20 protein-coding genes are annotated in these 26,896 nt (G+C 65.4%); 4 read left to right on the top strand and 16 right to left on the bottom strand.

Annotated features, from left to right (window positions below; genetic code table 11):
* Positions 1–999, top strand: a complete 999-nt coding sequence (locus PU724_RS10110; RefSeq protein ID WP_127283410.1) for an ABC transporter ATP-binding protein — start codon at positions 1–3, stop codon at positions 997–999.
* A gap of 261 nt (positions 1,000–1,260) precedes the next feature.
* Here the strand turns inward: PU724_RS10110 and PU724_RS10105 are convergent, their stop codons facing one another.
* From PU724_RS10105 to PU724_RS10085, 5 genes are all read right to left on the bottom strand, one after another.
* The gene (locus PU724_RS10105; protein WP_354420349.1) at positions 1,261–2,106 is read right to left on the bottom strand and encodes a fumarylacetoacetate hydrolase family protein; all 846 of its coding nucleotides are present in this window, start codon (positions 2,104–2,106) and stop codon (positions 1,261–1,263) included.
* A gap of 183 nt (positions 2,107–2,289) precedes the next feature.
* Entirely contained in the window at positions 2,290–3,021 is a 732-nt protein-coding gene (locus PU724_RS10100) for an SDR family oxidoreductase (protein ID WP_354420348.1), read from the bottom strand.
* A gap of 183 nt (positions 3,022–3,204) precedes the next feature.
* On the bottom strand, positions 3,205–5,580 hold the full coding sequence (locus PU724_RS10095; protein WP_354420347.1) for an aldehyde dehydrogenase family protein: 2,376 nt from the start codon (positions 5,578–5,580) through the stop codon (positions 3,205–3,207).
* A 52-nt stretch (positions 5,581–5,632) separates the two neighbouring features.
* On the bottom strand, positions 5,633–6,679 hold the full coding sequence (deoC, locus tag PU724_RS10090) for a deoxyribose-phosphate aldolase (protein ID WP_127311996.1): 1,047 nt from the start codon (positions 6,677–6,679) through the stop codon (positions 5,633–5,635).
* Positions 6,680–6,898: 219 nt separating this feature from the next.
* The gene (locus tag PU724_RS10085; RefSeq protein WP_127393233.1) at positions 6,899–7,726 is read right to left on the bottom strand and encodes a ferredoxin--NADP reductase; all 828 of its coding nucleotides are present in this window, start codon (positions 7,724–7,726) and stop codon (positions 6,899–6,901) included.
* Between the two features lie 221 nt (positions 7,727–7,947).
* Here PU724_RS10085 and PU724_RS10080 point away from each other — a divergent pair, with 221 nt between their 5' ends.
* Both PU724_RS10080 and PU724_RS10075 read left to right on the top strand, forming a co-directional pair.
* Positions 7,948–10,032, top strand: coding sequence for a hydantoinase/oxoprolinase family protein (locus PU724_RS10080; protein ID WP_354420346.1), 2,085 nt, complete (start codon positions 7,948–7,950; stop codon positions 10,030–10,032).
* Between the two features lies 1 nt (position 10,033).
* Entirely contained in the window at positions 10,034–11,725 is a 1,692-nt protein-coding gene (locus PU724_RS10075) for a hydantoinase B/oxoprolinase family protein (RefSeq protein WP_354420345.1), read from the top strand.
* A gap of 116 nt (positions 11,726–11,841) precedes the next feature.
* Here PU724_RS10075 and gyrB read toward each other — a convergent pair whose 3' ends face one another.
* The 3 genes from gyrB to PU724_RS10060 form a co-directional block, all read right to left on the bottom strand.
* Positions 11,842–14,313 carry a DNA topoisomerase (ATP-hydrolyzing) subunit B gene (gyrB, locus tag PU724_RS10070; protein WP_127283418.1) on the bottom strand — a complete coding sequence of 824 codons (2,472 nt, stop codon included), beginning with the start codon at positions 14,311–14,313 and terminating at the stop codon, positions 11,842–11,844.
* 161 nt (positions 14,314–14,474) lie between these two features.
* Entirely contained in the window at positions 14,475–17,093 is a 2,619-nt protein-coding gene (locus PU724_RS10065; protein WP_354420344.1) for a caspase family protein, read from the bottom strand.
* 88 nt (positions 17,094–17,181) lie between these two features.
* Complete coding sequence (locus PU724_RS10060; RefSeq protein ID WP_128271679.1) at positions 17,182–17,751, bottom strand: NADPH-dependent FMN reductase; 570 nt, start codon at positions 17,749–17,751, stop codon at positions 17,182–17,184.
* Between the two features lie 201 nt (positions 17,752–17,952).
* Between PU724_RS10060 and PU724_RS10055 the strand changes: the two genes are divergently transcribed.
* Positions 17,953–19,326 (top strand): cytochrome P450, encoded by a 1,374-nt coding sequence (locus PU724_RS10055; protein WP_354420343.1) that lies wholly within the window; start codon positions 17,953–17,955, stop codon positions 19,324–19,326.
* A 16-nt stretch (positions 19,327–19,342) separates the two neighbouring features.
* Here PU724_RS10055 and PU724_RS10050 read toward each other — a convergent pair whose 3' ends face one another.
* The 8 genes from PU724_RS10050 to PU724_RS10015 form a co-directional block, all read right to left on the bottom strand.
* Positions 19,343–20,317, bottom strand: coding sequence for a complex I NDUFA9 subunit family protein (locus PU724_RS10050; RefSeq protein WP_354420342.1), 975 nt, complete (start codon positions 20,315–20,317; stop codon positions 19,343–19,345).
* Positions 20,318–20,738: 421 nt separating this feature from the next.
* Entirely contained in the window at positions 20,739–21,506 is a 768-nt protein-coding gene (locus tag PU724_RS10045) for a nuclear transport factor 2 family protein (RefSeq protein ID WP_426213150.1), read from the bottom strand.
* Between the two features lie 199 nt (positions 21,507–21,705).
* The gene (locus PU724_RS10040; RefSeq protein WP_127286875.1) at positions 21,706–22,146 is read right to left on the bottom strand and encodes an Rrf2 family transcriptional regulator; all 441 of its coding nucleotides are present in this window, start codon (positions 22,144–22,146) and stop codon (positions 21,706–21,708) included.
* A 97-nt stretch (positions 22,147–22,243) separates the two neighbouring features.
* Positions 22,244–23,245, bottom strand: a complete 1,002-nt coding sequence (locus tag PU724_RS10035; protein WP_354420340.1) for an Ldh family oxidoreductase — start codon at positions 23,243–23,245, stop codon at positions 22,244–22,246.
* Between the two features lie 90 nt (positions 23,246–23,335).
* The gene (locus PU724_RS10030) at positions 23,336–24,145 is read right to left on the bottom strand and encodes an ABC transporter permease (RefSeq protein ID WP_354420339.1); all 810 of its coding nucleotides are present in this window, start codon (positions 24,143–24,145) and stop codon (positions 23,336–23,338) included.
* A complete protein-coding gene (locus PU724_RS10025; RefSeq protein ID WP_354420525.1) occupies positions 24,145–24,810 on the bottom strand; it encodes an ABC transporter permease in 666 nt (221 codons plus the stop codon). Before PU724_RS10025 ends, PU724_RS10030 begins: the two co-directional genes overlap by 1 nt.
* A gap of 210 nt (positions 24,811–25,020) precedes the next feature.
* Positions 25,021–25,815, bottom strand: coding sequence for a transporter substrate-binding domain-containing protein (locus PU724_RS10020; protein WP_127310146.1), 795 nt, complete (start codon positions 25,813–25,815; stop codon positions 25,021–25,023).
* 54 nt (positions 25,816–25,869) lie between these two features.
* Positions 25,870–26,685 carry an ABC transporter ATP-binding protein gene (locus PU724_RS10015; RefSeq protein ID WP_127310147.1) on the bottom strand — a complete coding sequence of 272 codons (816 nt, stop codon included), beginning with the start codon at positions 26,683–26,685 and terminating at the stop codon, positions 25,870–25,872.
* Positions 26,686–26,896: the final 211 nt, after the last annotated feature.

Genomic DNA, 26,896 nt, shown 5'->3' with positions numbered 1-26,896 from the left:
GTGGGTTCGCTGAACATCGAGAATGTGAAAAAGGCTTTCGGGCCGGTCGAGGTGCTGAAAGGCATCGACCTGGAGGTCAATGACGGTGAGTTCGTCGTCTTCGTCGGCCCCTCCGGCTGCGGGAAGTCGACGCTGCTGAGGGTCATCGCAGGGCTTGAGGATTCGACCTCCGGTCGGGTGGTCATCGATGGCCAGGACGTCTCCGTCACCCCGCCCGCCAAGCGCGGCATAGCCATGGTCTTCCAGACCTATGCGCTCTATCCGCATCTGACGGTGAAGAACAATATGGGCCTCGGCCTCAAGCAGGCCGGCACTCCGGCGGCCGAGATCGACCGCCGCATCGGCATCGCGTCCTCGATGCTGTCGCTGGAACCCTATCTGGAAAGGCGTCCGGCCGAACTTTCGGGCGGCCAGCGCCAGCGCGTCGCCATCGGCCGCGCTGTGGTGCGCGAGCCGAAGCTGTTCCTCTTCGACGAACCGTTGTCGAACCTCGATGCGGCGCTCCGCGTCAACACCAGGCTGGAGATCGCGCAGCTGCATCGCCGCCTGAAGGCGACGATGATCTACGTCACCCACGACCAGGTCGAGGCGATGACGCTGGCCGACAAGATCGTCGTCCTCAACGCCGGCCGCATCGAGCAGATCGGCGGCCCGATGGAGCTCTACAATTCGCCGGCGAATGAATTCGTCGCCGGCTTCATCGGCTCGCCGAAGATGAACTTCATCGACGGCGCCAGGCTCGGCGAGACGGCCAAGACCGTCGGCGTGCGGCCCGAGCACCTGACCGTCGACACGACATCAGGCGCCTGGAAGGGCACGGTGGTGCATGCGGAGCATCTCGGCGCCGACACCAACCTCTATCTCGACTGCGAGAAGGCCGGGCTGCTCACCGTGCGCATCTTCGGAGTCTACAACGCCGAGCCGGGCTCGACGCTCTACGCGACGCCGGATCCGGCGAAGACGTATCGGTTTGGAGCGGATGGGAAGGTGTTGAAGTAGGTGCGTCTTTCCTCTCCCTCCGGAGGGGGGAGAGGTGGCGCCGCGAAGCGGCGACGGAGTGGGGGAAGCAGGTCCTCAAATGCGCCGCCGCTGACGAGCCTGATCATTGCTTAGCTTGAAATGACAATGGTCGAGCCAAGTCGACCCCCACTCCGTCGAGCTTCGCTCGACACCTCTCCCCCGATCGACGGGGGAGAGGAAGGGCGCGAAACCGCCTTCTCTCCTTCCGCAATACCACAGGGGAGAAGTGGAGGCGGCGCTTTACGCGTCCGCCCTGAACGTCTGCTTCTGCTGGCCCAGCCCTTCGATGCCGAGCTCGACCACGTCGCCGGCCTTGAGGAACACCGGCGGCTTCATGCCGAGGCCGACGCCGGGCGGCGTGCCGGTGGAGATGATGTCGCCCGGATGCAGCGACATGAACTGGCTGAGATAGGAGACCAGATAGGCGACGCCGTAGACCATGGTCTTGGTCGAGCCATTCTGCATCGTCTTGCCGTTGACGTTCAGCCACATCTTGATGTTCTGCGGGTCGGCCACCTCGTCCTTGGTGACCAGCCACGGACCGATCGGGCCGAACGTGTCGCAGCTCTTGCCCTTGGTCCACTGGCCCTGGCGCTCGGCCTGGAAGGCGCGCTCGGACACGTCGTGCGAGACGCAGTAGCCAGCAACATAATCCAGCGCCTCGGCTTCCGAGACATATTTCGCGGTCTTGCCGATGACGACGCCGAGTTCGACCTCCCAGTCGGTCTTGACCGAGCCGCGCGGGATCAGCACATCGTCGTCTGGCCCGACGATTGCCGAGCTCGCCTTCATGAAAATGATCGGTTCCGGCGGCACCGTGGCGCCGGTTTCGGCGGCGTGGTCGGAATAGTTGAGGCCGATGCAGATGAACTTGCCGGTGCCGGCGACGCAGGCGCCGATGCGCGGGCTGCCGGAAACCGCCGGCAGCGATTTCGCATCGAGCTTCGCCAGCATGTCCAGCGAAGTCGGATGAAGCGCCGTGCCGCCGATGTCGGCGACGTGGGCCGAGAGGTCGCGGATGGTCCCATCCGCATCGAGCAGGCCGGGACGTTCGCTCCCCACCTCGCCATAGCGCAGCAGTTTCATCTAAATCCTTCTCCTACTTGCGGCCCGTGGCCGTTTGCAAACTCTCCGCCGAGGCGATGGCTCCCTTGCGGAAACCGGGCGGACCGTACCCATCGCCCCGGTCCCGGGCAAGCACGGACGCCGCTTCTGGCCGCCGGCGCGCGGGATTTTCAGACTTCTCGATCCGGACCGCGCCGGACCAGGTCAGATCGACCAGCCGCCGTCGATATTGTAGGCCTGCCCCGACGTGTAGGTGGCGCCGGCAAGGTAGACGGCGAGATCGGCGATTTCTTCCGGCGTGCCGAGGCGACCCATCGGCTGGCGGGCGATGAAGGCGGCGCGGGCCGCTTCGTAATCCCCCTGCGCATGCATGCGGTCCTGCAGCGACGGGCTCTCGACCGTGCCCGGGCAGATGGCATTGCAGCGAATGCCCTTGGCGACATAGTCGGCGGCGATCGCCTTGGTCAGGCCGATGACGGCGGCCTTGGTCACACCATAGGCGAAACGGTTGGGCACGCCCTTGCCGGCGCCGGCGACCGAAGACATGTTGATGATCGATCCGTCGCCGCGCTCCAGCATGCCCGGCAGCACGGCGCGGATGGTGCGGATCATCGCGCGCACATTGAGGTTGAAGGCGAAGTCGAGGTCGGCGTCCTTCATCTCGAGGATCGAGCCCGCATGGACGAAGCCGGCGCAGTTGAACAGCACGTCGACCGGGCCGATCTCGGCGAACGCGGCGTTGACGGCCGCGTCGTCGAGCACGTCCAGCTTGCGGGCTTTGATACCCGGCGTCTTGGCGAGTTCGGCCAGCGGCGCCTCGTTGATGTCGGTGGCATAGACCGTGGCGCCGGCCTTAGCGAACCCCAGCGCGCTCGCCCGGCCGATGCCTTGCGCCGCCGCGGTGACGACAACCACCTTGCCTGCCAGATCCGCCATTGTTTTTCTCCAGCTTCTCGCGAGCGTTTTAGCGGCAGCCAGGCGGGACGCAATGTGCCAGGCGGACACTATGGTCCCGCCTGAGCGGCTGTCTGCTGGAGGCCAATTGTTTTTTCTCGTTAAAGAACATTTCTGAACCCGTCAAGCCCGAAGGCTGCGACAAACGCGGCACCCTGTCAGGTGTCAGTCGCCGTAGGGCACCCAGACGTTCTTGACCTCGATGGCGCGACGCAGGAACGCCTCGCCGGCCGCATCGTCCGAGGCCCAGTCGAGGCCGCGACCGTTGCCGCTCCAGACGCGCTTGAGGTTGCCGATGGAGTCGGCCTCCGCCTTGGCGCAGGTCTCGGCATCGGCGAACACCCACAGCCCATCGACATCGTCATGCTTGGCCAGCACGCCGGCGAGTTCGGCGCCGCGGCCGGTGACGATGTTGATGGCGCCGGCCGGAATGTCGGAATATTCGATCACCTGATAAAGATCGGTGGCCAGCAGCGGATAGCGCTCCGAGGGCACGGCGACCACGGTGTTGCCCATGGCGAGCGCCGGCGCCACCAGCGAGATGAAGCCGAGCAGCGGCTGATTGTCGGGCGCCACGACGCCGACGACGCCGACCGGCTCGTGCAGGGCAAGCGTCACGGCGCGCGCCGGCGGCTGGTGCACGCGGCCCTCGAACTTGTCGGTCAGGCCGGCATAGAGGAACAATCGCTCGATCGACTGCTCGACCTCCTCGCGCGCGGCCTTCGCCGTCACGCCGGTCAGCTGGACGAGGCGGGCGGCGAACTCGTCGGCGCGGCCGGACAGGTTTTCAGCCAGATAGTAAAGCACCTGGCTGCGATTGAACGCGGTCGCCTCCGGCCATGCCTTGCATGCTCGGGCAGCGGAAACCGCATCGCGGATGTCCTTGCGGTAGCCGAGACCGACTTCGCCGGCAAGCCTGCCCTTGGCGGTTGCGATGGCAAGCGAATAGTTGCCGTCCGGCCGGACCTGCTTGCCGCCGATGAACAGCTTTGCCGTGCGGTCGATGACGGTGCCATCGGCCTGTTCAACAGGCTGAGCTGAAGCGGTGGCCGCTGCCTTGATGACCGGCCCGAGCGGCAGCTTCGCCGCCAGATATTCATACATGCCCTCGCGTCCGCCCTCGCGGCCAAAACCGCTTTCGCGGTAGCCGCCGAAGCCACAGGCGGCGTCGAACATGTTGGTGCCGTTGACCCAAATGACGCCGGCCTTGAGCTGTGGCGCGACATGCAGCGCAAGGTTGACGTTCTCGCTCCACACCGAGGCGGCAAGCCCATAGCGTGTGTTGTTGGCGAGCTCGATCGCTTCTTCGGTGTTGCGGAAGCTCATGACTGCCAGCACCGGGCCGAAGACTTCTTCCTGGGCAAGTATATTAGCCGGCGAAACACCGGTGGCGAGCGTCGGCAGGTGGTAGTAGCCGGAAGACGGCAAGGCCGCGTCCGGCTGCCAGCAGACGGCGCCCTGTTTTGCTCCTTCGGCGACCAGTCCCTTGACCCGGTCGAGCTGGCTGCGGTCGACCAGCGGCCCGATATCGGTGTTCTTGTCGAGTGGGCTGCCGAGACGCAGCCGGCTCATCCTGACCTTTACCTTGGCGATGAAGGCATCGGCGACGCCTTCCTGCACCAGCAGCCGCGAGCCGGCGCAGCAGACCTGGCCCTGGTTGAACCAGATGCCGTCGACCAGGCCCTCGACGGCGCTGTCGAGATCGGCGTCCTCGAACACGATGAAGGCCGACTTGCCGCCGAGTTCCAGCGACAGTTTCTTGCCCGATCCGGCGGTCGCCTTGCGGATGATCTTGCCGACCTCGGAAGAGCCGGTGAAGGCGATCTTCTGGATGCCCGGATGATTGACGATGGCCGCGCCGGCTTCCGGCCCGCCCTGGACGATGTTGACGACGCCCTTCGGCACGCCGGCGCGTTCGCAGATCTCGGCGAACAGCACGGCGGTGAGCGGCGTGAATTCGGCCGGCTTCAATACCACGGTGCAGCCAGCGGCGAGTGCCGGCGCGATCTTCCAGGCCAGCATCAGCAGCGGGAAATTCCACGGGATGATCTGGCCGACGACGCCGACACCCTTGTGATCGGGGAAATCCCTGTCCAGCGCCTGCGCCCAGCCGACATGGTGGATGAAATGGCGGATGGCCAGCGGCACGTCGATGTCGCGGCTCTCGCGGATCGGCTTGCCGTTGTCGATCGATTCCAGCACCGCGAACAGGCGCTGGTGGCGCTGCATGGCGCGGCCGATGGCGTAGAGCACCTTGGCGCGCTGGTAGACTGAGCTGGCGCTCCATTTCGGCAGCGCCTTCGTGGCGGCCGCTACCGCTGCGTCGATGTCGGCGGCGCCGGCATCCGAAAGCTTGGCGAGCAGCTTGCCGGAGGACGGCTCGCTGGTCTCGAAGGTCTTGCCGCCGGCGGCGGCCTTCCATTCGCCGCCGATGAACAGCGCCTTTGAGAAATCGCGCGCGGCGAGCCAGGCATCCGCCTCGTTGCGCGCCTCCGGCGCCGGGCCGTACTCCATGGCGTGATAGCGTTCGAGAATGTTCATGGGGCGCTCCTACCGCAGGAGGTTTTTGGTTCTTGGCGGGCGACTTCGCGGGCTAGGCCATCGCGTGGCGATGATTGGCCGAATAGTGCCCGGTCAAATGATGCTCGAGCTGGCGCTCGATGTCGGTGAGCAGGCTGGACGCGCCGAAGCGGAACAGCTCCGGCTCCAGCCACGGCCGGCCGAGCTCTTCCTTCATCAGCACCAGCCAGTCGAGCGAGACCTTGGCGGTGGAAATGCCGCCGGCCGGCTTGAAGCCGATGAGGTAGCCGGTCTCCTCGAAATAGGCGCGGATGGCGCGCACCATGGCGAGGCCGACGGGAAGCGTGGCGTTGACGCTCTCCTTGCCGGTCGAGGTCTTGATGAAATCGGCGCCCGCCATCATCGCCACCATCGAGGCCAGCATGACGTTGCGCAGTGTGGCGAGGTCGCCGGTGCCGAGGATGACCTTGAGATGCGCCTCGCCGCAGGCTTCGCGCATGGCGACGATCTCGTTGAACAGCTCCTGCCATTTCGCGCCATAGACCAGGCCGCGCGGGATGACGACGTCGATCTCGTCGGCGCCGTCGCGGACCGAGGCCTCGATCTCCTGCAGGCGCGTCGACAGCGGTGCCAGACCGTGCGGGAAGGCGGTGGAGACGGCGGCGACATGGATGCCTGTGCCGCGGACCGCGTCGACAGCGGTGGCGACGAAGGGATGGTAGACGCAGACCGCGGCCGGCCGGATGGTTTCGCCTTCAATGCCCAGCCCCTCGACGATGTCGCGGCGGAACGGGTTGATCGCCTTGGCGCAGAGCCGGCGCACACGCTCGTCGGTGTCGTTGGAGTTCAGCGTCGTCAGGTCCATGCAGGCGACGGCGCGCAGCAGCCACGCCGCCTGGTTGTCGGCCTTGATCGAGCGCCGCTTGGTCAGCGTCGCGACGCGGCGCTCCAGCGCCGAGCGGTTGACGCTGCGCACCGATTCCAGGAAGCCGAGATCGAGCCGCATGCCGGGATTGCGCGCAATATGGCCTTGCGGCACGGGCGTGTTGGCGGCGGCGCGCGCCGGCAGCGAGGTGACCTTGGATGTGCCGAGATCGGCGTCGCGGATTGTGCTGCTCATCTCCTGCCCTTCCATTCAGCGGCTTGCGCTTAATGCTTCGTGCGCGTCGTTCCCCAAGACCACTCGACGGTTTTGGACGACACGCAAGAAGATAGCCCGTGAAGCAGAGCTCCACGAGTCCTCAAAAGGCTCATAGCGGAAAAAGGCCGCGAAAGCAGCTGATTTTTGACCGCATGGTCAAAACGGATTTGGGAGGAGCTGAAGCCTCCCGGCTACGGCTCAGCCGACGAAGGCGCGCTCGACGACGAAGCTGGCGGGATGGCTGAGCGAACCTTCCTGGAAGCCGAGGCTTTCGGCCAGTTCCTTGACGTCCTTCAGCATGTGCATCGAGCCGCAGATCATAATGCGGTCGGTCTCGGGATTGAGCTTGTCGATGCCGAGGTCGGTGTAGAACTTGCCGGAGCCGATCAGCGCGGTGATGCGGCCCATGCGCGCCGACTCTTCGCGCGTGGTGGAGTTGTAGAGGGTGACGCGGCCGCCGGTCAGCTCGCCGATCAGCGGATCGCTCTCGAGTGCCGCCACCAGCTCCTGGCCGTAAGTGAGCTCGGCATTGTCGCGGCAGGTATGAGTCAGGATGACCTGGTCGAACTTCTCATAGGTGTCGGGATCGCGCAGCAGGCTGGCAAAGGGCGCGATGCCGGTGCCGGTCGAGATCATAAACACACGCTTGGCGGGCGTCAGCGCGTCGAGCACCAGCGTGCCCGTCGACTTCTGACGCATGATGACGGTGTCACCGACCTGGATCTTCTGCAGCTCGGAGGTCAGTGGACCATCCGGCACCTTGATCGAGAAGAATTCCAGCTCGTCGTCCCAGGCCGGGCTGGCGACGGAATAAGCGCGGAAGATCGGCTTCTCGGCATTGGGCAGGCCGATCATGACGAACTCGCCGGAACGGAAGCGCAGCGACTGCGGCCGGGTGATGCGGAACGAGAACAGGCGGTCGGTGTAATGCTTCACCGAGACGACGGTCTCGGCATAGACATTGGCCGGGATAGGGAACTGCAGCGGCTTGGCGCCGGCGGCGTTCAACGCGGATGTCGTGTTCATCAAACCCAACCTTCTGGCCCAGGCTCACGGCGCTGGCGCCAAACCTTCTCCTGCGCGCCCGAACCGGTCAGGTTCCGATGCGCTCCTTGTACACTGCCAAGCGGTAAGCTCTTGTGTCGGAAATTTATTAGTATACAAATGATCTCGGCGTCAAGATGCGAGCGTAAAACACCGTTCCAAACCAAGCCATATCCGTAGGCCGGGCATTTCGGGTTTCGACAATGAAAGAGAATTTTTCGGCGCAACCGCGGGATTCCCTGGGCAGCGTCGTTGCCGGCATCGATGTTGGCGGCACCTTCACCGACCTCATCCTGATCGACGGCAGGGACGGCGGAAGGGTGCATATCGCCAAGACCCCGACGACGGTCGAAAACCAGGCTTTCGGGGTCGTTTCAGCGCTCGGCGCCACCGGCTTTGCGATCGACGGCATCGACCTCATCGTGCATGGCACGACAACCACCACCAACGCGGTGCTGGAGCGCCGCCTGGCCAGGACCGGCATGATCACCACGCTCGGCTTTCGCGACGTGATCGAGCTTGGCCGGCGCACCAGGCCGCAGCCCTATGGCATGACGGGGACATTCGTGCCGGTCATTCCGCGCGATCTCAGGCTTGAAGTCGCAGAGCGCGTCGAGGCCTCGGGTGCGGTGCGCGTCGCGCTCGACGAAGCAGGCATGCGCGACGCGGTGAAGAAGCTGCTGGAGGCCGGCTGCGAGTCTCTCGTCATCCACTTCCTGCATTCCTACGCCAATCCGGCGCATGAGCGGCGCGCGGCCGAGATCGCCAGGGAGATCTGGCCGAACGGCTACATCACCACTGGCCATGCGCTGCTGTCGGAAGCGCGCGAGTTCGAGCGCGGCGTGACGGCCTCGGTCAACGCCTCGGTGCAGCCGATCCTGGAACGCTATGTCGAGCGGCTTCGCAAGGAACTCGCCGCGAAGGGCTATGCCCGCGACTTCCTGATCATGAACGGCAATGGCGGCATGATCTCGGCCCGCTTCGTCACCCGGGAATCGGCAAAGACGGTGATGTCCGGCCCGGCCTCCGGCGTCATCGCCGCAGCATATACGGGCAAGCGCGCCGGCTACGAGAACCTCGTCACCTACGACATGGGCGGCACCTCGACCGACGTGGCGCTGATCCGCAATGCCGAGCCCGCGGTGTCGAACGAGATCGAGATCGAATATGCGATGCCGATCCATGTGCCGATGGTGGCTGTGCATACGGTCGGCGCCGGCGGCGGCTCGATCGCGCGTGTCGACGCGGCCGGCCTGATCCAGATCGGCCCGGAAAGCGCCGGCGCCAATCCGGGCCCGATCTGCTACGGGCGCGGCGGCACCGAGCCGACCATCACCGATGCCAATCTTGTGCTGGGGCGGCTGGCGCCGAAGAAGCTGCTCGCGGTCGACAATCCGGTCACCGTCGAGCGCGTCACCGGCATATTCGAGGACAGGATCGGCAGGCGCACCGGCCTCTCGGGCGTCGAGGCGGCAGGCGCAATCCTGAGGCTCGGCAACATCAAGATGGCCGGCGCCATCCGCATGGTCTCGGTGGCGCGCGGCCACGACCCGCGCGATTTCGCGCTGTTCGCCTTCGGCGGCGCCGGGCCGCTGCACGCGACGGCGCTCGCCCGCGAGCTTGGCCTGCCAAAGGTGCTGGTTCCGGCGCGGCCAGGCATCACCAACGCGCTCGGCTGCGTCGTCGCCGATCTCCGGCATGACTTCGTCAACACGATCAACCAGCCGGTGGCGCTGCTCGATGAAGCCTTGCTTCACGAGGTGTTGGAACGGCACCGGACCGAAGGCGAGGAACTGATTGCCAAGGAAGCGGTGAAGCCGGACACGATCCGCGTCACCCACTCCGCCGACATGCAGTTCGTTGGCCAGACGCACATCATCAACGTGCCGCTGCCGTCGTCTACCGTGACCCGCGCCACGCTGCAGCAACTGTTCGAAAAGGCCTATTTCGCCCGCTTCAAGGTCGAGTTGCCGGAGATCCGCGCCAACCTCGTCAATCTCAACACCTCGGTCACCGGCGTGCGCCCGGCGATCGATCTCTCGCGGCTGATCGACCCGGCGGGGCGCGCGGCGACGCTCGAGGAAGCCCGGCGCGAGACCAGGCCGGTCTGGTATCACGGCACCTGGCACGACACGCCGGTCTACGCCCGCGAAAAGCTGCCGCTCGACGCCGTCATCGAAGGGCCGGCGATCCTCGAACAGATGGACGCCACGACGGTGCTGGAGCCCGGCGACACGGCACGCGCGGATGCCGACGGCAACATCATCATCGACATCGGCGAGGCCTGAGATGAGCACGCTCGACACCATCACGCTTTCGGTGCTGCAGGCGGCGCTGCAGCAGGTTTGCGACGAGATGGATTTGACGTTTTCCCGCGCCGCCTTCTCGCCCGTCATCGCCGAGGCCAACGACCGCTCCGACGGTATCTATTCGGCGGTCGACGGTTCGCTGATCGCGCAGGGCAGCCAGGGCCTGCCGGTGTTCGTCGGCGTCATGCAATATTCGACGAGAACCGTGATCGAGATGATCGCCGACGGCCGCTGCCTGGCGCCCGAGCCGGGCGACATCTACATCGTCAACGATCCCTATCTCGGCGGCACCCATCTGATGGATGTGCGCTTCGTCATGCCGGTCTACCGCGGCGACAAGATCTTCTGCTGGCTGTCCAACACCGGCCACTGGCCGGACATTGGCGGCTCGGTGCCGGGCGGCTTTTCCGCTTCGGCCACCGCCGTCGAGCAGGAGGGGTTGCGGCTGCCGCCGGTGAAACTGTTCAAGAAGGGGGCGCTCGATCCGGAGATCTACGCCATCATCTGCTCCAACATCCGCGTCGCCGACCAGCGCATCGGCGATATCCGCGCCCAGGCCGCGGCACTCCTGATCGGGCAGGATAGGCTCAACGGAATCCTCGATCGTTACGGTGATGAAACGGTTGTAGAGGCGATCGCCGAGCTGCGCCGCCGCGCCGCTGACCAGATGCGCGCCAACATCACCGCCATTCCCGATGGCGTCTACCGCTCCAAGGCCTTCGTCGATTCCGACGGCGTGGTGAACGAGCCGCTGACGATTGCGCTCGCCGTCGAGAAAAAGGGCGACACGCTCACCTTCGACTTTGCCGGCTCCTCGAAACCCTGCGCCGGACCGATGAACAGCGTGCTGGCGACGACGCTGTCGTCGGTCTATCTCGCCATGCGCCATATATTCCCGGATGTGCCGAACAGCGCCGGCGCCTTCGAGCCGCTCGACGTCAAGCGGCCGGAAGGGACCTTCCTCGACGCCCGCTATCCGCGTCCGGTTTCAGGCTGCGCTGCGGAGGTCTCACAGCGCATCGCAGAGGCGGTGTTCGCGGTCATGGTGCAGGCGCTTCCGGACAAGGTGACGGCGGCTCCAGCCGGTTCCAGCGGCAATTTCGCGCTCGGCGGCAACGATCCGGCGCGCGGCCGCGACTATGTCATGTACCAGATCTCCGGCGGCGGCTATGGCGGCAATGCCGGCCATGACGGCCTGACCAATGGCTGCTCGACCATCGGCATCTCCAAATCGCCGCCGGTCGAGATCATGGAGCAGGCTTTTCCAGTGCTTTACCGCCACTATGCGCTGCGCGAAGGCTCGGGCGGCGCCGGCAAGCAGCGCGGCGGCTTCGGTTTGGCCTACGAGGTCGAGATCCTGCGCGGCGATGCCCGCGCCTCCTTCGTCATGGACCATGGCCGCTTCGGCCCGCAAGGCGCGCTCGGCGGCAAGGACGGCGCGCCCAATACGGTGACCGTGTTCCGAGGCGGCGAGGCGCATGTGCCGCCGCATCTGTCCAAGGAGCAGGACATTTCCCTCAAGGCTGGCGATCGCGTGCGCGTCGGCACGCCGGGAGGCGGCGGCTATGGCGATCCGGGCGAGCGTGACCCGAAGCTGGTCGCCGAGGATGTCAGGCTGGGCTACTATACGGCCGAGCAGGCGAGGGAGATGTTCGGCGTCGATGCAGGATAGGGCTGGCAAACCGGCCGGGCGACTGTCCACCTTGAGCGCAATCGAGAAGTCGAGCCGTTAGTTAGCGGCACCTCGGCGAGCAATTTGCTGCGCCGAGGCACGAAGATAAGCCGGCTTCAGATGTCCAGATTGGCGACCGACAGCGCATTGTCCTGGATGAACTCGCGCCTCGGTTCCACCTCGTCGCCCATCAGTCGCGAGAACAGCGAGTCGGCGTCGGTGGCGTCGGTGACCTTGACCTGCAGCAGCGAGCGGACGTTCGGGTCCAGCGTGGTTTCCCACAGCTGCTCGGCGTTCATCTCGCCCAGGCCCTTGTAGCGCTGCATGGTCAGGCCCTTGCGGCCGGTCGCGAACACCGCGTTGAGCAGCGCCAGCGGTCCCGCAATGGTCTCGGAGACCTCCTTGCGGCGCAGCACCGGCGGCTCGCTGTAGACCTCGGTAAGGCGCGAGGCATAGCGGTCGAGCTGGCGCGCATCGGCCGAATTGATCAGCCCGGCGTCGAGCTGCACGAATTCCTTGACGCCGCGCACCGTGCGCTCGAACACATAGCCGCCGACGCCGTCATTGGAAGTCGACAGCCGGCCGGTCCAGCCGCGCTCGGTGTCCTCGGCGATCAGGTCGAGGCGCTTGGCGACGCGCTCGGCCATGGCGTTGGCGCGGCCGAGATCGGCAAGCACATCGGCATTGAGCGCCCCGGCGATCGCCGCCTGCTCGACCACGCTGCGGTTGTAGCGCGTGTGCAGGCCGTTGATCAGCTGGCGTACCGCCAGCGCATCGTCGATGGCGCTGTGCAGGTCCTGGCCGGTCCGCACCTCGCCCGAACCCAGCGTCAGCGAGGCTTCCTCCAGCCCGGAATCGATCAGATATTCCTCATAGGCGCTTTCGTCCTTGAGGTATTGCGAGCTCTTTCCCCGCGTCACTTTGTAGAGCGGCGGCTGGGCGATGTAGAGATGGCCGCGCTCGATCAGCTCCGGCATCTGGCGGAAGAAGAAGGTGAGGAGCAGCGTGCGGATGTGGGCGCCGTCGACGTCGGCGTCGGTCATCAGGATGATCTTGTGGTAGCGCAGCTTGTCGGCGTTGAACTCGTCCTTGCCGATCGAGGTGCCGAGCGCGGTGATCAGCGTGCCGATCATGTCGGACGAGAGCATGCGGTCGAAGCGGGCGCGCTCGACGTTGAGGATCTTGCCGCGCAGCGGCAGAATCGCCTGGTTCTGCCGCGAGCGGCCGCCCTTGGCCGAGCCGCCGGCCGAGTCGCCCTCGACGATGAAGATCTCGGACTTCGCCGGATCGCGTTCCTGGCAGTCGGCGAGCTTGCCGGGCAGCGAGGTGACGCCGAGCGTGCTCTTGCGGGTGATGTCGCGCGCCTTGCGCGCCGCCTCGCGGGCAGCCGCCGCCTGGATCACCTTCTCGACCACCACCTTGCCTTCGCTCGGATGCTCTTCGAGCCAGGTGCCCAGCGCTTCGTTGACCAGGCTTTCGACGACCGGACGGACTTCGGAGGAGACCAGCTTGTCCTTGGTCTGCGAGGAGAATTTCGGATCCGGAACCTTGACCGAGAGAACGGCGGTCAGGCCCTCGCGGCAATCGTCGCCGGTGAGCGAAACCTTTTCCTTCTTGGTCTGGCCGGAGGACTCGCCATAGCCGGTGATCTGCCGGGTCAGCGCGGCGCGGAAGCCGGCCAGATGGGTGCCGCCGTCGCGCTGCGGGATGTTGTTGGTGAAGGCCAGCACATTCTCGTGGTAGCTGTCGTTCCACCACATCGCCACCTCGACGGTGATGCCGTCGCGCTCGGCCCGGATAGCGATCGGCGTCTGGATCAGCGGCTTCTTGACCCGGTCGAGATATTTGACGAACTCTTCGAGGCCGCCGTCATAGTGCAGCTCGTGACGGACGAGGTCGGCGTGGCGGGCGTCGGTCAGCACGATGCGCACGCCGGAATTGAGGAAGGCGAGTTCGCGCAGCCGGTGTTCCAGCGTGCCATAGTCGAACTCGACCATGGTGAAGGTCTCGGCCGACGGGAAGAAGGTGATCTCGCTGCCGCTGCGGCCCTCATAGGTGCCCGGCTGCTTGTCCTGCGCGTAGCTGCCGGTGACCTTCAGCGGCGCGTCGGCATTGCCGTGGGTGAAGCCCATCTCGAAGATCTCGCCATTGCGGCGGATCTTGAGCTTCAGCCAGGCCGAGAGCGCGTTGACCACCGAGACGCCGACGCCGTGCAGGCCGCCCGACACCTTGTAGGAATTCTGGTCGAATTTGCCGCCGGCATGCAGCTGCGTCATGATCACTTCGGCCGCCGAGACGCCTTCGCTGGGATGGATGTCGGTCGGAATGCCGCGGCCATTGTCGATGACGGTGACCGAACCGTCCGGGTTGAGCGTCACCGAGACCAGGTCGGCATGGCCGGCCAGCGCCTCGTCAATGGCGTTGTCAACCACCTCATAGACCATGTGATGCAGGCCCGAGCCATCGTCGGTGTCGCCAATATACATGCCCGGCCGCTTGCGGACGGCATCCAACCCCTTCAAAACCTTGATGGAATCGGCGCCGTACTCGGCTTCCGCGCCATTGGCGCTTTCAGTCTGATCGCTCATGAAAACCTGTCTGATTGATGGCTGCTGGTCCAGCGCTGGAAACTGGCTCCGAATCGCGCCGTTTTGATGTCCTAGATATAGGCGCAAATGCCGGTTTTTCCAAGGTTTGCCGGCATTTCCGGGCGGGAAAGCCGGCTGTCCGGAGCTAGCCCCGCCGCAGGCTATTTTGTCCTGGCCAGCCGATCCTGGAGAAACTTGATCATGAACTTGTATCGCGGCGCCAGCCGGCCGCTGCGATCGAGCTCCAGCGTCCGCTCGAGCGCCTCGGAAAGCACGGCCTTCGGGTTCGTCGCGACCTGAGAATAGTCGATCATCGCGACCACCAGGTCGCGCTGCCAGGTGGCGTTTTCGGGGTCGGATTGGGCAAGCTGCTGGCGGATATCCAGGCTGTCCTCGAAGGCCTTGCGCGCACCCTTGATGTCGCGCTGCTTGGCCTTCAGCATGCCGATCTCGGACAGCGTTATCGACAGGTCGCGCTGCCAGTCGGAATTGGCGGGATCGAGCCTGGCCAGCCTGTCGACGATGGTGAAACTGTCGAGATAGAGTTTCAGCGCGCCCTTGCGGTCGCCCTGGATGGCGAGCACGCCGGCGACCTTTTCCAGGCTGACCGATAGGTCGCGCTGCCACTCCGTATTGTCCGGATCGCTGTCGGCCAGCGCCTGGGCCTGAGCCAGCGCCTGCCGGTAGGCAGAAAGCGCCGCCGGCCAGTTCTCCTGGTCCTTCAGCGCATTGCCGACCTTGGTGTTGCCGACCGACAGGTCGCGTTGCAGTTCGGTATTGTCGGGGTCGCGGCTTGCCAGCCGCTCGACGATCTCCAGGCTGTCCCGGTAGGCGGCGAGCGCGCCGGCGGCATCGTCGCGCTCGCGCTTCAAGTCGCCGATCGTGTCATGGCTGACCGAGACGTCGCGCTGCCGCTCGGCGTCGTCCGGCTGCTTCGCGGCCAGTGCCAGCCGGATCCGCAGGCTTTCCTCATAGGACGTCTGCGCATCGTCCAGCCGGCCGGCGCTACGGGCAAGGCCGGCGATTTCGTCATAGGAGATCGTCAGCTCGCGCTGCAGGTCGTCGCGCTCCGGCTCATGGCCGGCCAGTTCCTTCTTGATCGACAGGCTTTCCTGATAGACTTGCGCGGCACTGGCCAGATTGCCCTGCGTCACCAGCACATTGCCGATCTTGTCGTCGTTCATGGCAAGGTCGCCGAACCAATCCAGACGGCCGGGATCGGCCGCCGTCAGTTCCGACAGCATCGTTCGCGCCGTTTGGTAGTTCTCCAGCGCCCCCGGCAGGTCGCCCTGCGTCATCCTGACATTGCCGAGCTTGGTGTGGCTGACGGCGAGGTCGCGCCGCACGCTGGGGTCGGTCTCCTGGCGCACGCGCTGCTCGAGATTGGCCAGCAGCGCCTCGTAAGCGCGACCCGCGGCGGCAGTGTTGCCGACAGTGATGTAGAGCTTGCCGAGCTCGTCCAGCGTGCGGATCTGGCGGTCGGCATCGTCGAGCTTGAGCGCCGACTGCCCGGCCTCGCCAAAAAGCGACAGCACCTCCTCGTAGTCCCTGATCGCCGCGGTGTAGTCGAGGTCGGCGCGCGCCGCGCCCGCCGACAGATAGCGCGTTGCGGCTTCAGACAGCGTGCGGCTGACGAAATTGGCTTTCAGCGCCTTGCGCGAGGTGCTGTCGATCTCGGCCGCCGCCGCGAGTTTTTCACGCGCCGCGTCGAACGCGCCGAGCGAGAGCTGCTCCTCGGCCTGCCGGCGCAGCGCCGTCACCTGCGGGTCGTCCGAGGCGAGCGTCTTCATCTCGCCGCGCACCTTGACGAAGGCATCCGCCGCCTCGCGCAGCCTGGCGTTCAGGCTTTCGGCGGAAAGGTGGCTGGTGTCGGTGCTGATCAGCGCGCCATAGAGCGGCGCTAGCGGCATGTCGGCGTCGCTGGCGATCTGCTCGACCTCGCCGCGCATCTGCGGCGTCACGTCGGCCATGGCCAGCAGCAGCCGCTCGCGCTCCGGCAACTGCTCCTTGGTCGAGGCGGCGAAGAAGAGCTGTGGCAGGCCGTTTTCGACATAGGGAAGCTGCTTGCCGCGGCTGAGGTCGTAGACTTCCTGTTGCACGAGCGTCAGCACCGAGCGGATTTCTAGCCCGTCGGTGCCGAGGTATTTCGTCAGCGCCGCGGTGAAGGGCGAATTCTGGCCGGTTCCGTCGGCGGCCGTCTCGCCGGGGGCGGCGGCAAAGGCGAACAGGATGTTCTCCGCCCGGCCGACGCGGCCGAGGCCCGGCCGGACCTTGTCGGCTGCGTCCTTGGCCAGCGACGTCGCGCCACGCCCCTCGCTGCCCGCGCCTGCGAAGGGATCGCTGCGGCAGGCGTCGAGCACGATCAGCCCGACCTTGGCCGTGGCGGCGACCGCTTCGCGCACCTCCTCCAGCGGCAGGCTGGTCTTCTCCAGCGCGTCGAGCGAGGAGGCATCGGCATCGACGGGCAGCAGCCGGTTGTCGCCGGATATCTCGACGCCATGGCCGGAGAAATAGACCAGCGCCACGTCGGCGCCCCTGGCGTCCTCGCGGAAATCGTCGAGCGCCCGGCGCGTGCGGCGCAGGTCCCGGTTGGTCTCGAGCACCACCTCGAAGCCGAGCTTCTTCAGCGCGCCTTCCATCGCCTCGCCGTCATTGACGGGGTTGGCGAGCGGCCGGATCAGCCGGTAGTCGTCATCGGCGATGACCAGCGCCACGCGCCGCTCCGCCAGGGTGGCGGCGCTCGTCCAAAGGATCAGCAATAGCGCAAGAAGAAAACGCAAAGTCCAAACCGCCCCGGCCGGTCATCTGCCGGAGCATTTCATCTCTTTATGGCGCGAACAAGCCGGGTAGTTCGGCCTTGAATGAGCCTTAGCCGGCGCGCAGCGGCTTCAGCGCCTCGCTCCAGCGCAACAGCTCGTCCAGCATGGCCTTGGCGCCGCCCTGCACCTGCTCGCTCGGCCGGAAAGAGCCGTCGCTCTCGAGCAGCTTCTGGTAGAGCGGCAGGGCAACGCCCTCGGGGATCGGCATTACGCCCACCGATGTCAGCAGCGGCTTGACGGCTTGCGCCGCGCGCAGGCCGCCGGACACGCCGCCATAGCTGAAGATGGCGGCGGGCTTGTACTTCCACTCGCGCGAGAGATAGTCGACCGCATTCACGATCGCCGGCGCAACGAAATAGTTGTACTCCGGCGCCACGAAGACAAAAGCGTCGGCGGCATCGATCGCCTTCGACCATGCCTTGGTGTGGTCCTTCTCGTATTTGGCAAGCCTCGGGTGGTGCGGCTCATCCAGTATCGGCAGGTCGAATGCGGCGATGTCGGTCAGCACCGGCTCGAACTTGCCATGCTCGCGCGCGAAGCCGTCCAGCCAATGGGCGAAGACCGGCCCGGCGCGGCCGGGTCGCGTGCTGCCGATGATGATGTTCAGCCGGTGTTTCAAGGCGGGCTCCTGCGCTAGGTATCTGTCGGTGACTGCCCCCTAAGGCATGCGGCGGCGGGCGGCAAGAAGCCGTGGCGAGCGGACGGTCACATTCCGGAGAGCGGACATTGCCGCGGCGAGGGCGATCACGGCCGGCCCTTCGGCCGCATGGACGCGGGGCGGGGCAGGCACTACATTCGAGGCGACAAGCGGAGCAAGCCGATGGACACCCAGCCCGCCCCCTTCGTGCCGCCGGCGCCGAAGCCGCGCACCTCGCCGCCCTCGACGCTGCAGATGATGCGCATCGTCTACCGCAATCCGCTCGAACTGTGGGGCGAGCCGACCTACAACGAAGCCTGGATCTCGGTGAACGGCGTCGGCGGGCCGCTGGTCATCGCCAACGACCCCGGCCTCATCCGCCATGTGCTGGTCGACAATGCCCGCAACTACAAGATGGCGACGGTGCGCCAGATGATCCTGCGCCCGATCCTGCGCGATGGCCTGCTCACCGCCGAGGGCGAAGTGTGGAAGCGCTCGCGCAAGGCGATGGCGCCGGTGTTCACGCCGCGTCACATTTTCGGCTTCGCCCAGCCGATGCTGAAGCGCACGCTGGAGTTCGTCGCCCGCTACGAGGCGGGCGGCACCACCGACGTCGCCCATGACATGACGCTGCTGACCTTCGACATCCTCGCCGAGACGCTGTTTTCCGGCGAGATCGCCGGCGAGCCCGGCAGCTTCGCCAAGGAGATCGACCGCCTGTTCGAGACCATGGGCCGCGTCGATCCGCTCGACCTCTTGCGCGCTCCGCTATGGCTGCCGCGCCTCACCCGGATCCGCGGCCGCAGGACCATGGCCTACTTCCGCGACATCGTCGCCGGCACCGTCAGGATGCGAGAGGAGCGATTGAAGCGCGACCCCGATCATGCGCCGCAGGATTTCCTGACGCTTCTGCTCAGGGCCGAGGGGCCGGACGGGCTCACCCGCGCCGAAGTCGAGGACAACATCATCACCTTCATCGGCGCCGGCCACGAGACGACGGCCCGCGCGCTCGGCTGGACGCTCTATTGCCTGGCCGAGGCGCCCTGGGAACGCGACAAGATCGAGCGCGAGATCGACGACGTGCTGGCGCGCGAGCCCGATCCGACGAAATGGCTGGACGCCATGCCGCTCACCCGCGCCGCCTTCGAGGAGGCGCTCAGGCTCTATCCACCGGCGCCGTCGATCAACCGCGAGCCGATCGAGCCGGAGACCTGGAACGACCTGCACATACCCAAATACGCCGCCGTGCTGGTGATGCCCTGGGTCGTCCATCGGCACCGCAAGCTGTGGGACAGGCCGGACGCCTTCATGCCGGAGCGCTTCCATCCCGGAAACCGCGACCGGATCGACCGCTTCCAGTATCTGCCGTTCGGCGCCGGCCCGCGCGTCTGCATCGGCGCCAGCTTCGCCATGCAGGAAGCGATCATCGCGCTCGCCATCCTGTTGTCGCGCTTCCGTTTCGACAGCACCGCCGAAACCAGGCCATGGCCGGTGCAGAAGCTGACGACGCAGCCGCAGGGCGGCCTGCCGATGCAGGTCACCGCGCGAGGCTCGTAGCCGTCTGGACTTGTGGTCAGGCCGCGGGTTTGCGCTGGAACTGGCCGGCGGCGCGGAAGCGCCAGAGATAGCTCGGCAATATGGTGCCGATCGACTGCGGCTGCAGGCCGAGGCCCGCAAGCGTCCTGTTTTCCCTGGTGGCCTGGTCGGACACGATGTTGTGCTCGCGAAGCTGCAGCACCTGGTCCTTGGTCAGCAGCGGGTTGGGCAGCAGGCCGAGGATCGAGGCTTGCAGGTTCGCCACCCACCACGGCACCGGCGCCAGGATCCGCCTGCGGTCGATCACGGTGAGCAGTTCTTCCATGCACTGCTTGAAGGTGAGCACCTGCGGCCCGCCGAGTTCATAGACGCGGCCGCCCTCGACCTTGCCGTCAACGGAGCGCGCGATGGCTTCGGCGACATCGCCGACATAGACCGGCTGGAACTTGGTCTGGCCGCCGCCGAGCAGCGGCAGCACCGGCGAGTAGCGCGCCATGTTGGCGAAGCGGTTGAAGAAGCTGTCCTCCGGGCCGAAATTGATTGAGGGCCGGAAGATCACGGCGTCGCTGATCGTCTCCAGTACCGCCTTCTCGCCGAGCGCCTTGGTGCGCGCGTAGACGGATGCCGAATTGAGGTCGGCGCCCAGTGCCGAGATATGGGTGAGGCCGGCCCCGACCGAGCGCGCGGCCTCGGCTACGGCGCGGGCGCCGAATTCGTGCACGGCGCCGAATTTCTGCCGTCCGCTCTCATGCAGTATGGCGACCAGGTTGACGACATGGTCGGCGTCCTGCACGGCGCGGTCGATCGACCAGCGCACCCGCACATTGGCCTGCACCGGCTGGATCTGGCCGACATTGCCGAGCGGCTGCAGATGGCCGGCCAGGTCTGGACGGCGGCACGCCACCCGGATGCGATAGCCGCGCTTGGCCAGCGCCCGCACGACATGACGGCCGACAAAGCCGGAGCCGCCGAAGACGACGACGAGCTTTGGGATCTGCAGGATTTCGGTCATGGCTGGCTCCGGCGCGCTTTCCCGATGGGCCCAGATACTGGGGCTGGCTGAAGCCGTTTCATAGTCGGTTTCGCGCCAAAGGCAAAGGGCGGGCGGAGCCAATCACGAGCTTGTTTCGGCCCTCGTCAGAACGCCCTGCCGATACGCGCATCGACCGATTGGCCGTTGCCGCCGCGAATGACGAAGAAGCGTCAGGCCCGAAACGCAGAAAACCCCGCCGAAGCGGGGTTTTCCGGGTGACGAACGCGCCGAAACAGGGTCTGACGAGACGGCCTGACCTGAGACGGCATCAAGTTTGGCGTGAAGCAAACACGCCCCGCCTCAGCCCTGGACACATTCGACTGTATGCCACCGGCCGGGCACCCACCCCGGCATGCATGGGTCGTGGCGTCGGGCAAAAAGGTTCAACTGCTAGGCGATCTCAGAATTTGCCGTTGCCATTCTTCCATTCAGCGTTCGGCGGGATCGCCTCGATCGTGTCCCAATGCTCAGCGATCTTGCCATTCTCGACGCGGAACAGGTCGTAGTAGGAAGTCGGCTTTCCGCCGAGAGAGCCTTCGCTCACGACCAGGACGAAATTGCCTTCTCCAAGCACCTTGTGGATGCGATCGTATTTGATTGCAATTCCGGCTTTCGCCAAGGCCGCGAACCCCGCGGCAAGCCCCGAAAGGCCGTCGGCGATCTGCGGATTATGTTGGCGGTAGCTTTCGCCGTTGCCATCGAAATAGCCGGCAAGCCTGTCCATGCGGCCATTGACAAGAATGTCATAGGCGAATGCGCTGACGAGCGCCTTGTTGGCTTCGGTTTTGTCGAGGTCCTTCAATTCGGTCGGCCCGTCGATCATCGTACGGCCGCTCGGATTGGGACCGGCGGTCTCCTGCAAATTGTCCCAATGCTCGACGATCCTGCCGTTCTCGAAGCGGAAGATGTCGAAGCCGATCTTCGGACCGAAAAAGTCGTACGCGGTGTGGGCAAAGACCAGATCGCCGTCCTGGAACACACGTACCGTGTTCACTTTCGCCGAGCCCGGAGGCAGCGCCGCAAGCAGGGCGCCGAAGCCAACAAGGCCGTCGGCCGCGCCGAGATTGTGCTGGATGTACTTGTCGGGATTGATCACGCCGACCGGCTCGGCGGCCGCGGTTTCAATGGCTTTGAGCAGGTCCACGACCTGCTTCTTCTGAATCGACATAGCGGTCTCCGTTTGAGCCAGGGCGATGTTTGCGGGTATGGCGGCCGAAAGCGTGGCAAGGGCGGTGATGCCGAGCGCCAGGGCGGCCATGTGTCGGCGAGCTAAAGGAGTCATATATGTATCCAAATTAGTTGCACATTTATGTGACTAATATGGATACATATTGGCGTCAAGCCGATTTCTCAGCGTGACGGCCGGGTCAGGGCAGCGCTGTGAGGCGCTCTTCTGCGTTCAGGGAAACATCGCTGGCCATCGCGGCGATCGTGGTTTTGGCCAGTTCGGCATCGATTGCCGAGCGGACCCTCGCGATTCTTAGTCCGAGCGTCCTTTTGATGTTTCTGCCGACAGGACACATCGGGTTCGGCGCCTCATGCATGGCAAACACTTCCTGCGCCGCATCCATTGCGCGCCAGACATCGAGAAGTGTGATGGAACTCGCCGGTCGGGCAAGCAGTGCCCCGCCGCCGGACCCCATCTGCGATGTTGTCAGTCCCGCCTTGGCCAACTGCGACAGAAGCCGACGGATCAGGGTTGGGTTGGTGTTGACGCTGGACGCGATCAATTCCGACGTAGCCGGCGCGCCGGCCTGGCTCTCAAGGAACGTCAAAATATGGACGGCAACGGCAAAGCGGGTATTCATGGAAACAGTCTTTTCTGTCTGTGCTTATGTTAGGCACAGACCGAAGCCGCTGCAAGGGTGCCTATCGCCGGCAGGCCTAGGCCGTTTGATGACTTGCTCAAGCCGAATAGCGCTCGGCGAATTCGGAGATGCGCTGGATCACCGCCTTGGGCGCGTTGATGCCGCGCGCCACGGCCTTCTCCGCCGCCTCCGCCCGGCCGCGGCCCGGCACATGCACGCCATAGCGGCGGCGCAGGCGGTCGAGCTGGTCACGCATGCGCTGCTCGAAATCGGGGTCGAGCAGCTTGGGCTCGACGGCGAGCACGAACAAGCCCGTTCCCGGGCTGTCCGGGCCGCCGGTGAACCAGGGCGCGTCAAGCGACCAGTTGGCGCCGGAAAGGCCCGCCGCCAGGACTTCGACCATCAGCGCGATGTTGGCGCCGCGCTGGCCGCCGAAGGCAAGCATGGCGCCTTTCATGGCGGCCGCCGGGTCTGTGGTCGGGTTGCCGGTGGCGTCCAGCGCCCAGCCTTCGGGGATTTTCCTGCCCTCCTCGGCCGCCTTGCGGATGTTGACGAAGGCGGTGGCGCTTGACGACTGGTCGATGACGAGCGGCGATCCGTCGGCGGACGGAGCGGCAAACGACATCGGATTGGTGCAGTAGACCGGTTTCACCGAGCCGGAGCCGGCCAGCACCGCCGGCCCGTTGGTGGCGGCGAAAGACACCAGCCCCTGTGCCGCCAGCCGCCCGGTGAAATAGCCGAGCGCGCCGCAGGTGTAAGCGTTCTTCTGCGAGAAGATGGCGACGCCGAACAGTTTTGCCGCCTTGGCGAGATCCTCGACCGTGCGGTCGAAGCCGGTATGGGCGAGGCCGCCGCGCGCGTCGGAAAGATAGACCGCGAGCGCCGGCCTGGTGATGACCGGATCGGCATTGCCGTCGATACGACCGGCTTCGATCGCTTCGAGATAATCGATGAAATGCGACAGTCCGACCGCGACAAGCCCTTCCGCCTCGGCCGCGACGATCGAGGCGGCGAGCGACTGTGCGTTTTCCTCATTGGCGCCGGCGCCGAGCGCCGCCATCCGGCACAGTCCTGTTGCCTGGTCGAGACTGAGTTGCATTGCAGTGCCTTTAGTGAGTAGCGAGTAGGGATTAGTGAGTAGTGGAAGCGAGCGCCTGCGTCCTACTCCCTAATGACCACTCACTAATTCCTACCCGATCTTGACCGGAATCCGCGCCTCGATCCGGCTGAAGGCGAAGACGAGAATGCCGGTGATGGCCATATAGATCAACGCCAGCAGCAGCAAGGGTTCATAGGTGAGGTAGGTATCCTGCCGCACCTTGGACGAGACGGCGAAGATGTCGATGACGCTGATCGTCGCCACCAGCGGCGTCGATTTCAACTGCAGCACCGTTTCGCCGGTCAGCGTCGGCAGCGCCCTGTAAAAGGCCTGCGGCAGCCAGATGCGGCGGAAGATCTTCCAGCGGCTCATGCCGAAGGCGCGTGCCGCTTCCAGTTGCCCCTTCGGCACGCCGGCGAAGGCGCCGCGCATGACCTCGCCCTCATAGCCGGCGAAGGACAAGGTCAGCGCCAACACGCCATAGGGCCATGCCTGCCTGAGATAGGGCCACATCCAGGAGTCGCGAATCCATGGATATTGCGGAAACAGCGAACCGAGGCCGTAGTAGAGCAGCCAGAGCTGCAGCAGCAGTGGCGTGCCCCGGATGATGGTGCAGAAGACCTTGGCCGGCATGGCGAACCAGAACGGGCCGCCGGCCTGCGCCAGGCCGAGCGGCACCGCCAGCAGGAAGCCCAGCGTGCAGGTGACGGCCAGGATCCACAGCGCCCGCCAGATGCCGACGAGACCCATTTCCCAATATTGCGGCAGCCAGTCCCAGCGCATGAAGAAGGCGGCGCCGAGGACCAGGCCCAGCGCGATCAGGATCAGCACAACGCGATGCGGCTGCAGCCACAGCGAGGCGCGCGCCACGGCGTTGATGACGACGGCTTCGTTGGCCATCAGCGCGCCTCCTTGACCGAAGGCATGCCGCGCCGCGCCCACGCCTCGACGCGGCCGATGATCAAGTTGGAGAACAGCGACAGCGTAAGGTAGAGAGCGCCCGCCGCGACATAGAAGGTGAGATAGGCCTTGGTGACGCCCGCGGCCTGCCGCGTTGCGAGCGTCAGCTCGAAGAAGCCGACGACTGCCAGCAGCGCCGTGTCCTTGGTGGCGATCAGCCACAGATTGGCAAGGCCGGGAATGGCGAACGGCAGCATCGCCGGCAGCGTTATGCGTCGCAAAAGCAGGCTTGGCGGCGTGCCATATGCGCGGGCGGCTTCGATCTGCCCTTGCGGAATGGACAGGATGGCGCCGCGGATGACCTCGGTCGAATAGGCGCCCTGCACGAAGCCGAGCACGAAAATGCCGGCCGCAAGGCCGCTGATGTCGACGCGCTGATAGCCCATCGCCGTCAGCACCTGGTTGATCAGGTCTGTGCCGGCATAATAGAGCAGCAGGATCAGCACCAGTTCCGGCACGGCGCGCACCACCGTCGTATAGACGGCGAGCAGGTCGCGTACCACCGGCCCGCCATAGAGCTTGCCATAGGCGCCGCCGGTGCCGATCAGAAGCCCGAGGCAGGTGGCGCCGACCGCGATCTCGATCGAATGCAGCAGCCCGACCAACAGAGTTCCGCCCCAGCCCGGCGGCACGGGTGAGAGGAGTTCCATGATGCCGGCCGCCGAGGCCGGAAGAAATGCGTCGATCAGCTTCGCCCCCGGATTGCTGGAGCCAGGACCGCCCGGTGGATACACCTGCGGAAAGCCTGCATGGACAGGTTGCGGCGAACCCACGCGGCGCGCAAAGGCGCCGCGTGGTCATTCGCTCATCAGCGGTCAGTTCGACTGCGCAGGGCCGCCGTAGATGTCGAAATCGAAGTACTTCTTCGTGATCTCGTCATACTTGCCGTTGGCGCGGATCGCCTTGATGCCGTCGTTGATCTTTGCCTTCAGGTCGGTGTCTTCCTTGCGCACGCCGGCGCCGATGCCCGGCCCCAGCACTTCGTCGTCCGGAGCCACCATGCCCTTCAGGTCGCAGCAGGCCTTGCCCTGGTCCGACTTGAGGTATTCGACAAGCGCGATCGAATCGGCCTGCACCGCATCGAGGCGACCGGCGGCGAGATCCTGGTTGGCTTCGTCCTGGGTCTGGTATTCCTTGATTTCCTGCGCCTCGGTGAAGTGCTTCTTAGCGTACACCGCGTGTGTGGTCGACACTTGGACGCCGATCACCTTGCCCTTGAGGTCGTCCGGCGTGGCGCCGAATTTCTTGTCCTTCGGGCCGATGATCGCCGGCAGCGTGTTATAGTACTTGTCCGAGAAGTCGATCGTCTTCTTGCGTTCGTCGGTGATCGACATCGAGGAGACGATCAGGTCGATCTTCTTGGTGGTCAGCGCCGGAATGATGCCGTCCCAGGCGACAGGCGTGATCACGCAATCAAGTTTCTCCTCGGCGCAGACGGCGTCGATGAAATCGATCTCCCAGCCGACCCATTTGCCCGACGCATCCGGCGAGGTGAAAGGCGGATAGGGCTCGGCGGCGACGCCGATCTTGACCGGATCGGCCTTGGCCACGCCCATCGCGGCGACGCCGAGAAGCAGTGCCGCGGCAAATGCTCTCAGAACAGTTTTCATTTCAGGACTCCCATTTTGTTGTGTTCCCGGTTTTCGCCCCGCTTCACGCCAGCACTAGCCGACGTTGCGGAGGAATTGCTTGAGCCTTTCGGATTTGGGCGCGCCGAACAGCTGTTCTGGCGGTCCTTCCTCCTCGACCAGCCCGTTGTAGAGATAGACGACATGCGTCGCGACCTCGCGGGCAAACTTCATTTCGTGGGTGACCAGCACCATGGTGCGGCCTTCGCGGGCCAGGTCGCCGATCACCTTCAGCACCTCGCCGACCAGTTCCGGGTCGAGCGCCGAGGTCGGCTCGTCGAACAGCATGACGCGCGGATTGATCGCCAGCGCCCGGGCGATCGCCGCGCGCTGCTGCTGGCCGCCCGACAGATAGGCAGGATAGACGTCGCGCTTCTCGGCCAGCCCGACGCGGGCGAGCAGCTTCTCGGCCTGGGCGATCGCCTCGTCGCGCTTGACGCCCAGCACATGCACCGGAACCTCGATGACGTTCTCGATCAGCGTCATGTGGCTCCACAGGTTGAAGTTCTGGAACACCATGCCCAGCCTGGAGCGGATGCGCTCGATCTGCTTGCGGTCGGCGGGAACCGTGTGGCCGTGGCTGTCGGCCTTCAGCTTGATCTCCTCGCCATTGACGCGGATGATGCCGCTGGTCGGGTTCTCCAGGCAGTTGATGCAGCGCAAGAGCGTTGACTTGCCCGAGCCCGAGCCGCCGATGATGGCGATCACCTCGCCGTCGCGCGCCGACAGCGACACGCCCTTCAGCACATGCAACTGGCCGAATTTCTTGTGCAGCTTTTCGACATGGATGGCTTCGGCGGCGCCGCTCTGCGCCTCGCCGGATCGCACTGCGGCAGCTTCCACCGCGCTCACCAGGTGGCCTCTGCAGGGGCTACGGCAGGTCGTCGAACGTCCATCCGGCTAATCAACATACGCTGCACTGTCCCGCTCCAGACTTCAGCATGGACCCAACAGCGCGAGCCCGTCAATCCCGCTCATTACGGCACTTGCGGCCTTGTTGCGCAAGTGTATAAATAGCCTTTCATGAAATTTTCTCGGTTTTTTTCATCTTAGAAGGGCATCG

The organism is Mesorhizobium abyssinicae (genome assembly GCF_049887195.1).
GTDB lineage: Bacteria > Pseudomonadota > Alphaproteobacteria > Rhizobiales > Rhizobiaceae > Mesorhizobium > Mesorhizobium abyssinicae.
The sequence above is the reverse complement of the archived record's forward strand: the minus strand, read 5'-3'. Positions and strand labels throughout refer to the sequence as shown.

Excerpts from the sequence above, each read along its gene's own strand:
- PU724_RS10105 (WP_354420349.1), bottom strand. The coding sequence starts at position 2,106 with ATGAAACTGCTGCGCTATGGCGAGGTGGGGAGCGAACGTCCCGGCCTG.
- PU724_RS10100 (WP_354420348.1), bottom strand. The coding sequence starts at position 3,021 with ATGGCGGATCTGGCAGGCAAGGTGGTTGTCGTCACCGCGGCGGCGCAA.
- PU724_RS10095 (WP_354420347.1), bottom strand. The coding sequence starts at position 5,580 with ATGAACATTCTCGAACGCTATCACGCCATGGAGTACGGCCCGGCGCCG.
- deoC (WP_127311996.1), bottom strand. The coding sequence starts at position 6,679 with ATGAGCAGCACAATCCGCGACGCCGATCTCGGCACATCCAAGGTCACC.
- PU724_RS10085 (WP_127393233.1), bottom strand. The coding sequence starts at position 7,726 with ATGAACACGACATCCGCGTTGAACGCCGCCGGCGCCAAGCCGCTGCAG.
- PU724_RS10080 (WP_354420346.1), top strand. The coding sequence starts at position 7,948 with ATGAAAGAGAATTTTTCGGCGCAACCGCGGGATTCCCTGGGCAGCGTC.
- PU724_RS10075 (WP_354420345.1), top strand. The coding sequence starts at position 10,034 with ATGAGCACGCTCGACACCATCACGCTTTCGGTGCTGCAGGCGGCGCTG.
- gyrB (WP_127283418.1), bottom strand. The coding sequence starts at position 14,313 with ATGAGCGATCAGACTGAAAGCGCCAATGGCGCGGAAGCCGAGTACGGC.
- PU724_RS10055 (WP_354420343.1), top strand. The coding sequence starts at position 17,953 with ATGGACACCCAGCCCGCCCCCTTCGTGCCGCCGGCGCCGAAGCCGCGC.
- PU724_RS10050 (WP_354420342.1), bottom strand. The coding sequence starts at position 20,317 with ATGACCGAAATCCTGCAGATCCCAAAGCTCGTCGTCGTCTTCGGCGGC.
- PU724_RS10045 (WP_426213150.1), bottom strand. The coding sequence starts at position 21,506 with ATGTCGATTCAGAAGAAGCAGGTCGTGGACCTGCTCAAAGCCATTGAA.
- PU724_RS10040 (WP_127286875.1), bottom strand. The coding sequence starts at position 22,146 with ATGAATACCCGCTTTGCCGTTGCCGTCCATATTTTGACGTTCCTTGAG.
- PU724_RS10035 (WP_354420340.1), bottom strand. The coding sequence starts at position 23,245 with ATGCAACTCAGTCTCGACCAGGCAACAGGACTGTGCCGGATGGCGGCG.
- PU724_RS10030 (WP_354420339.1), bottom strand. The coding sequence starts at position 24,145 with ATGGCCAACGAAGCCGTCGTCATCAACGCCGTGGCGCGCGCCTCGCTG.
- PU724_RS10020 (WP_127310146.1), bottom strand. The coding sequence starts at position 25,815 with ATGAAAACTGTTCTGAGAGCATTTGCCGCGGCACTGCTTCTCGGCGTC.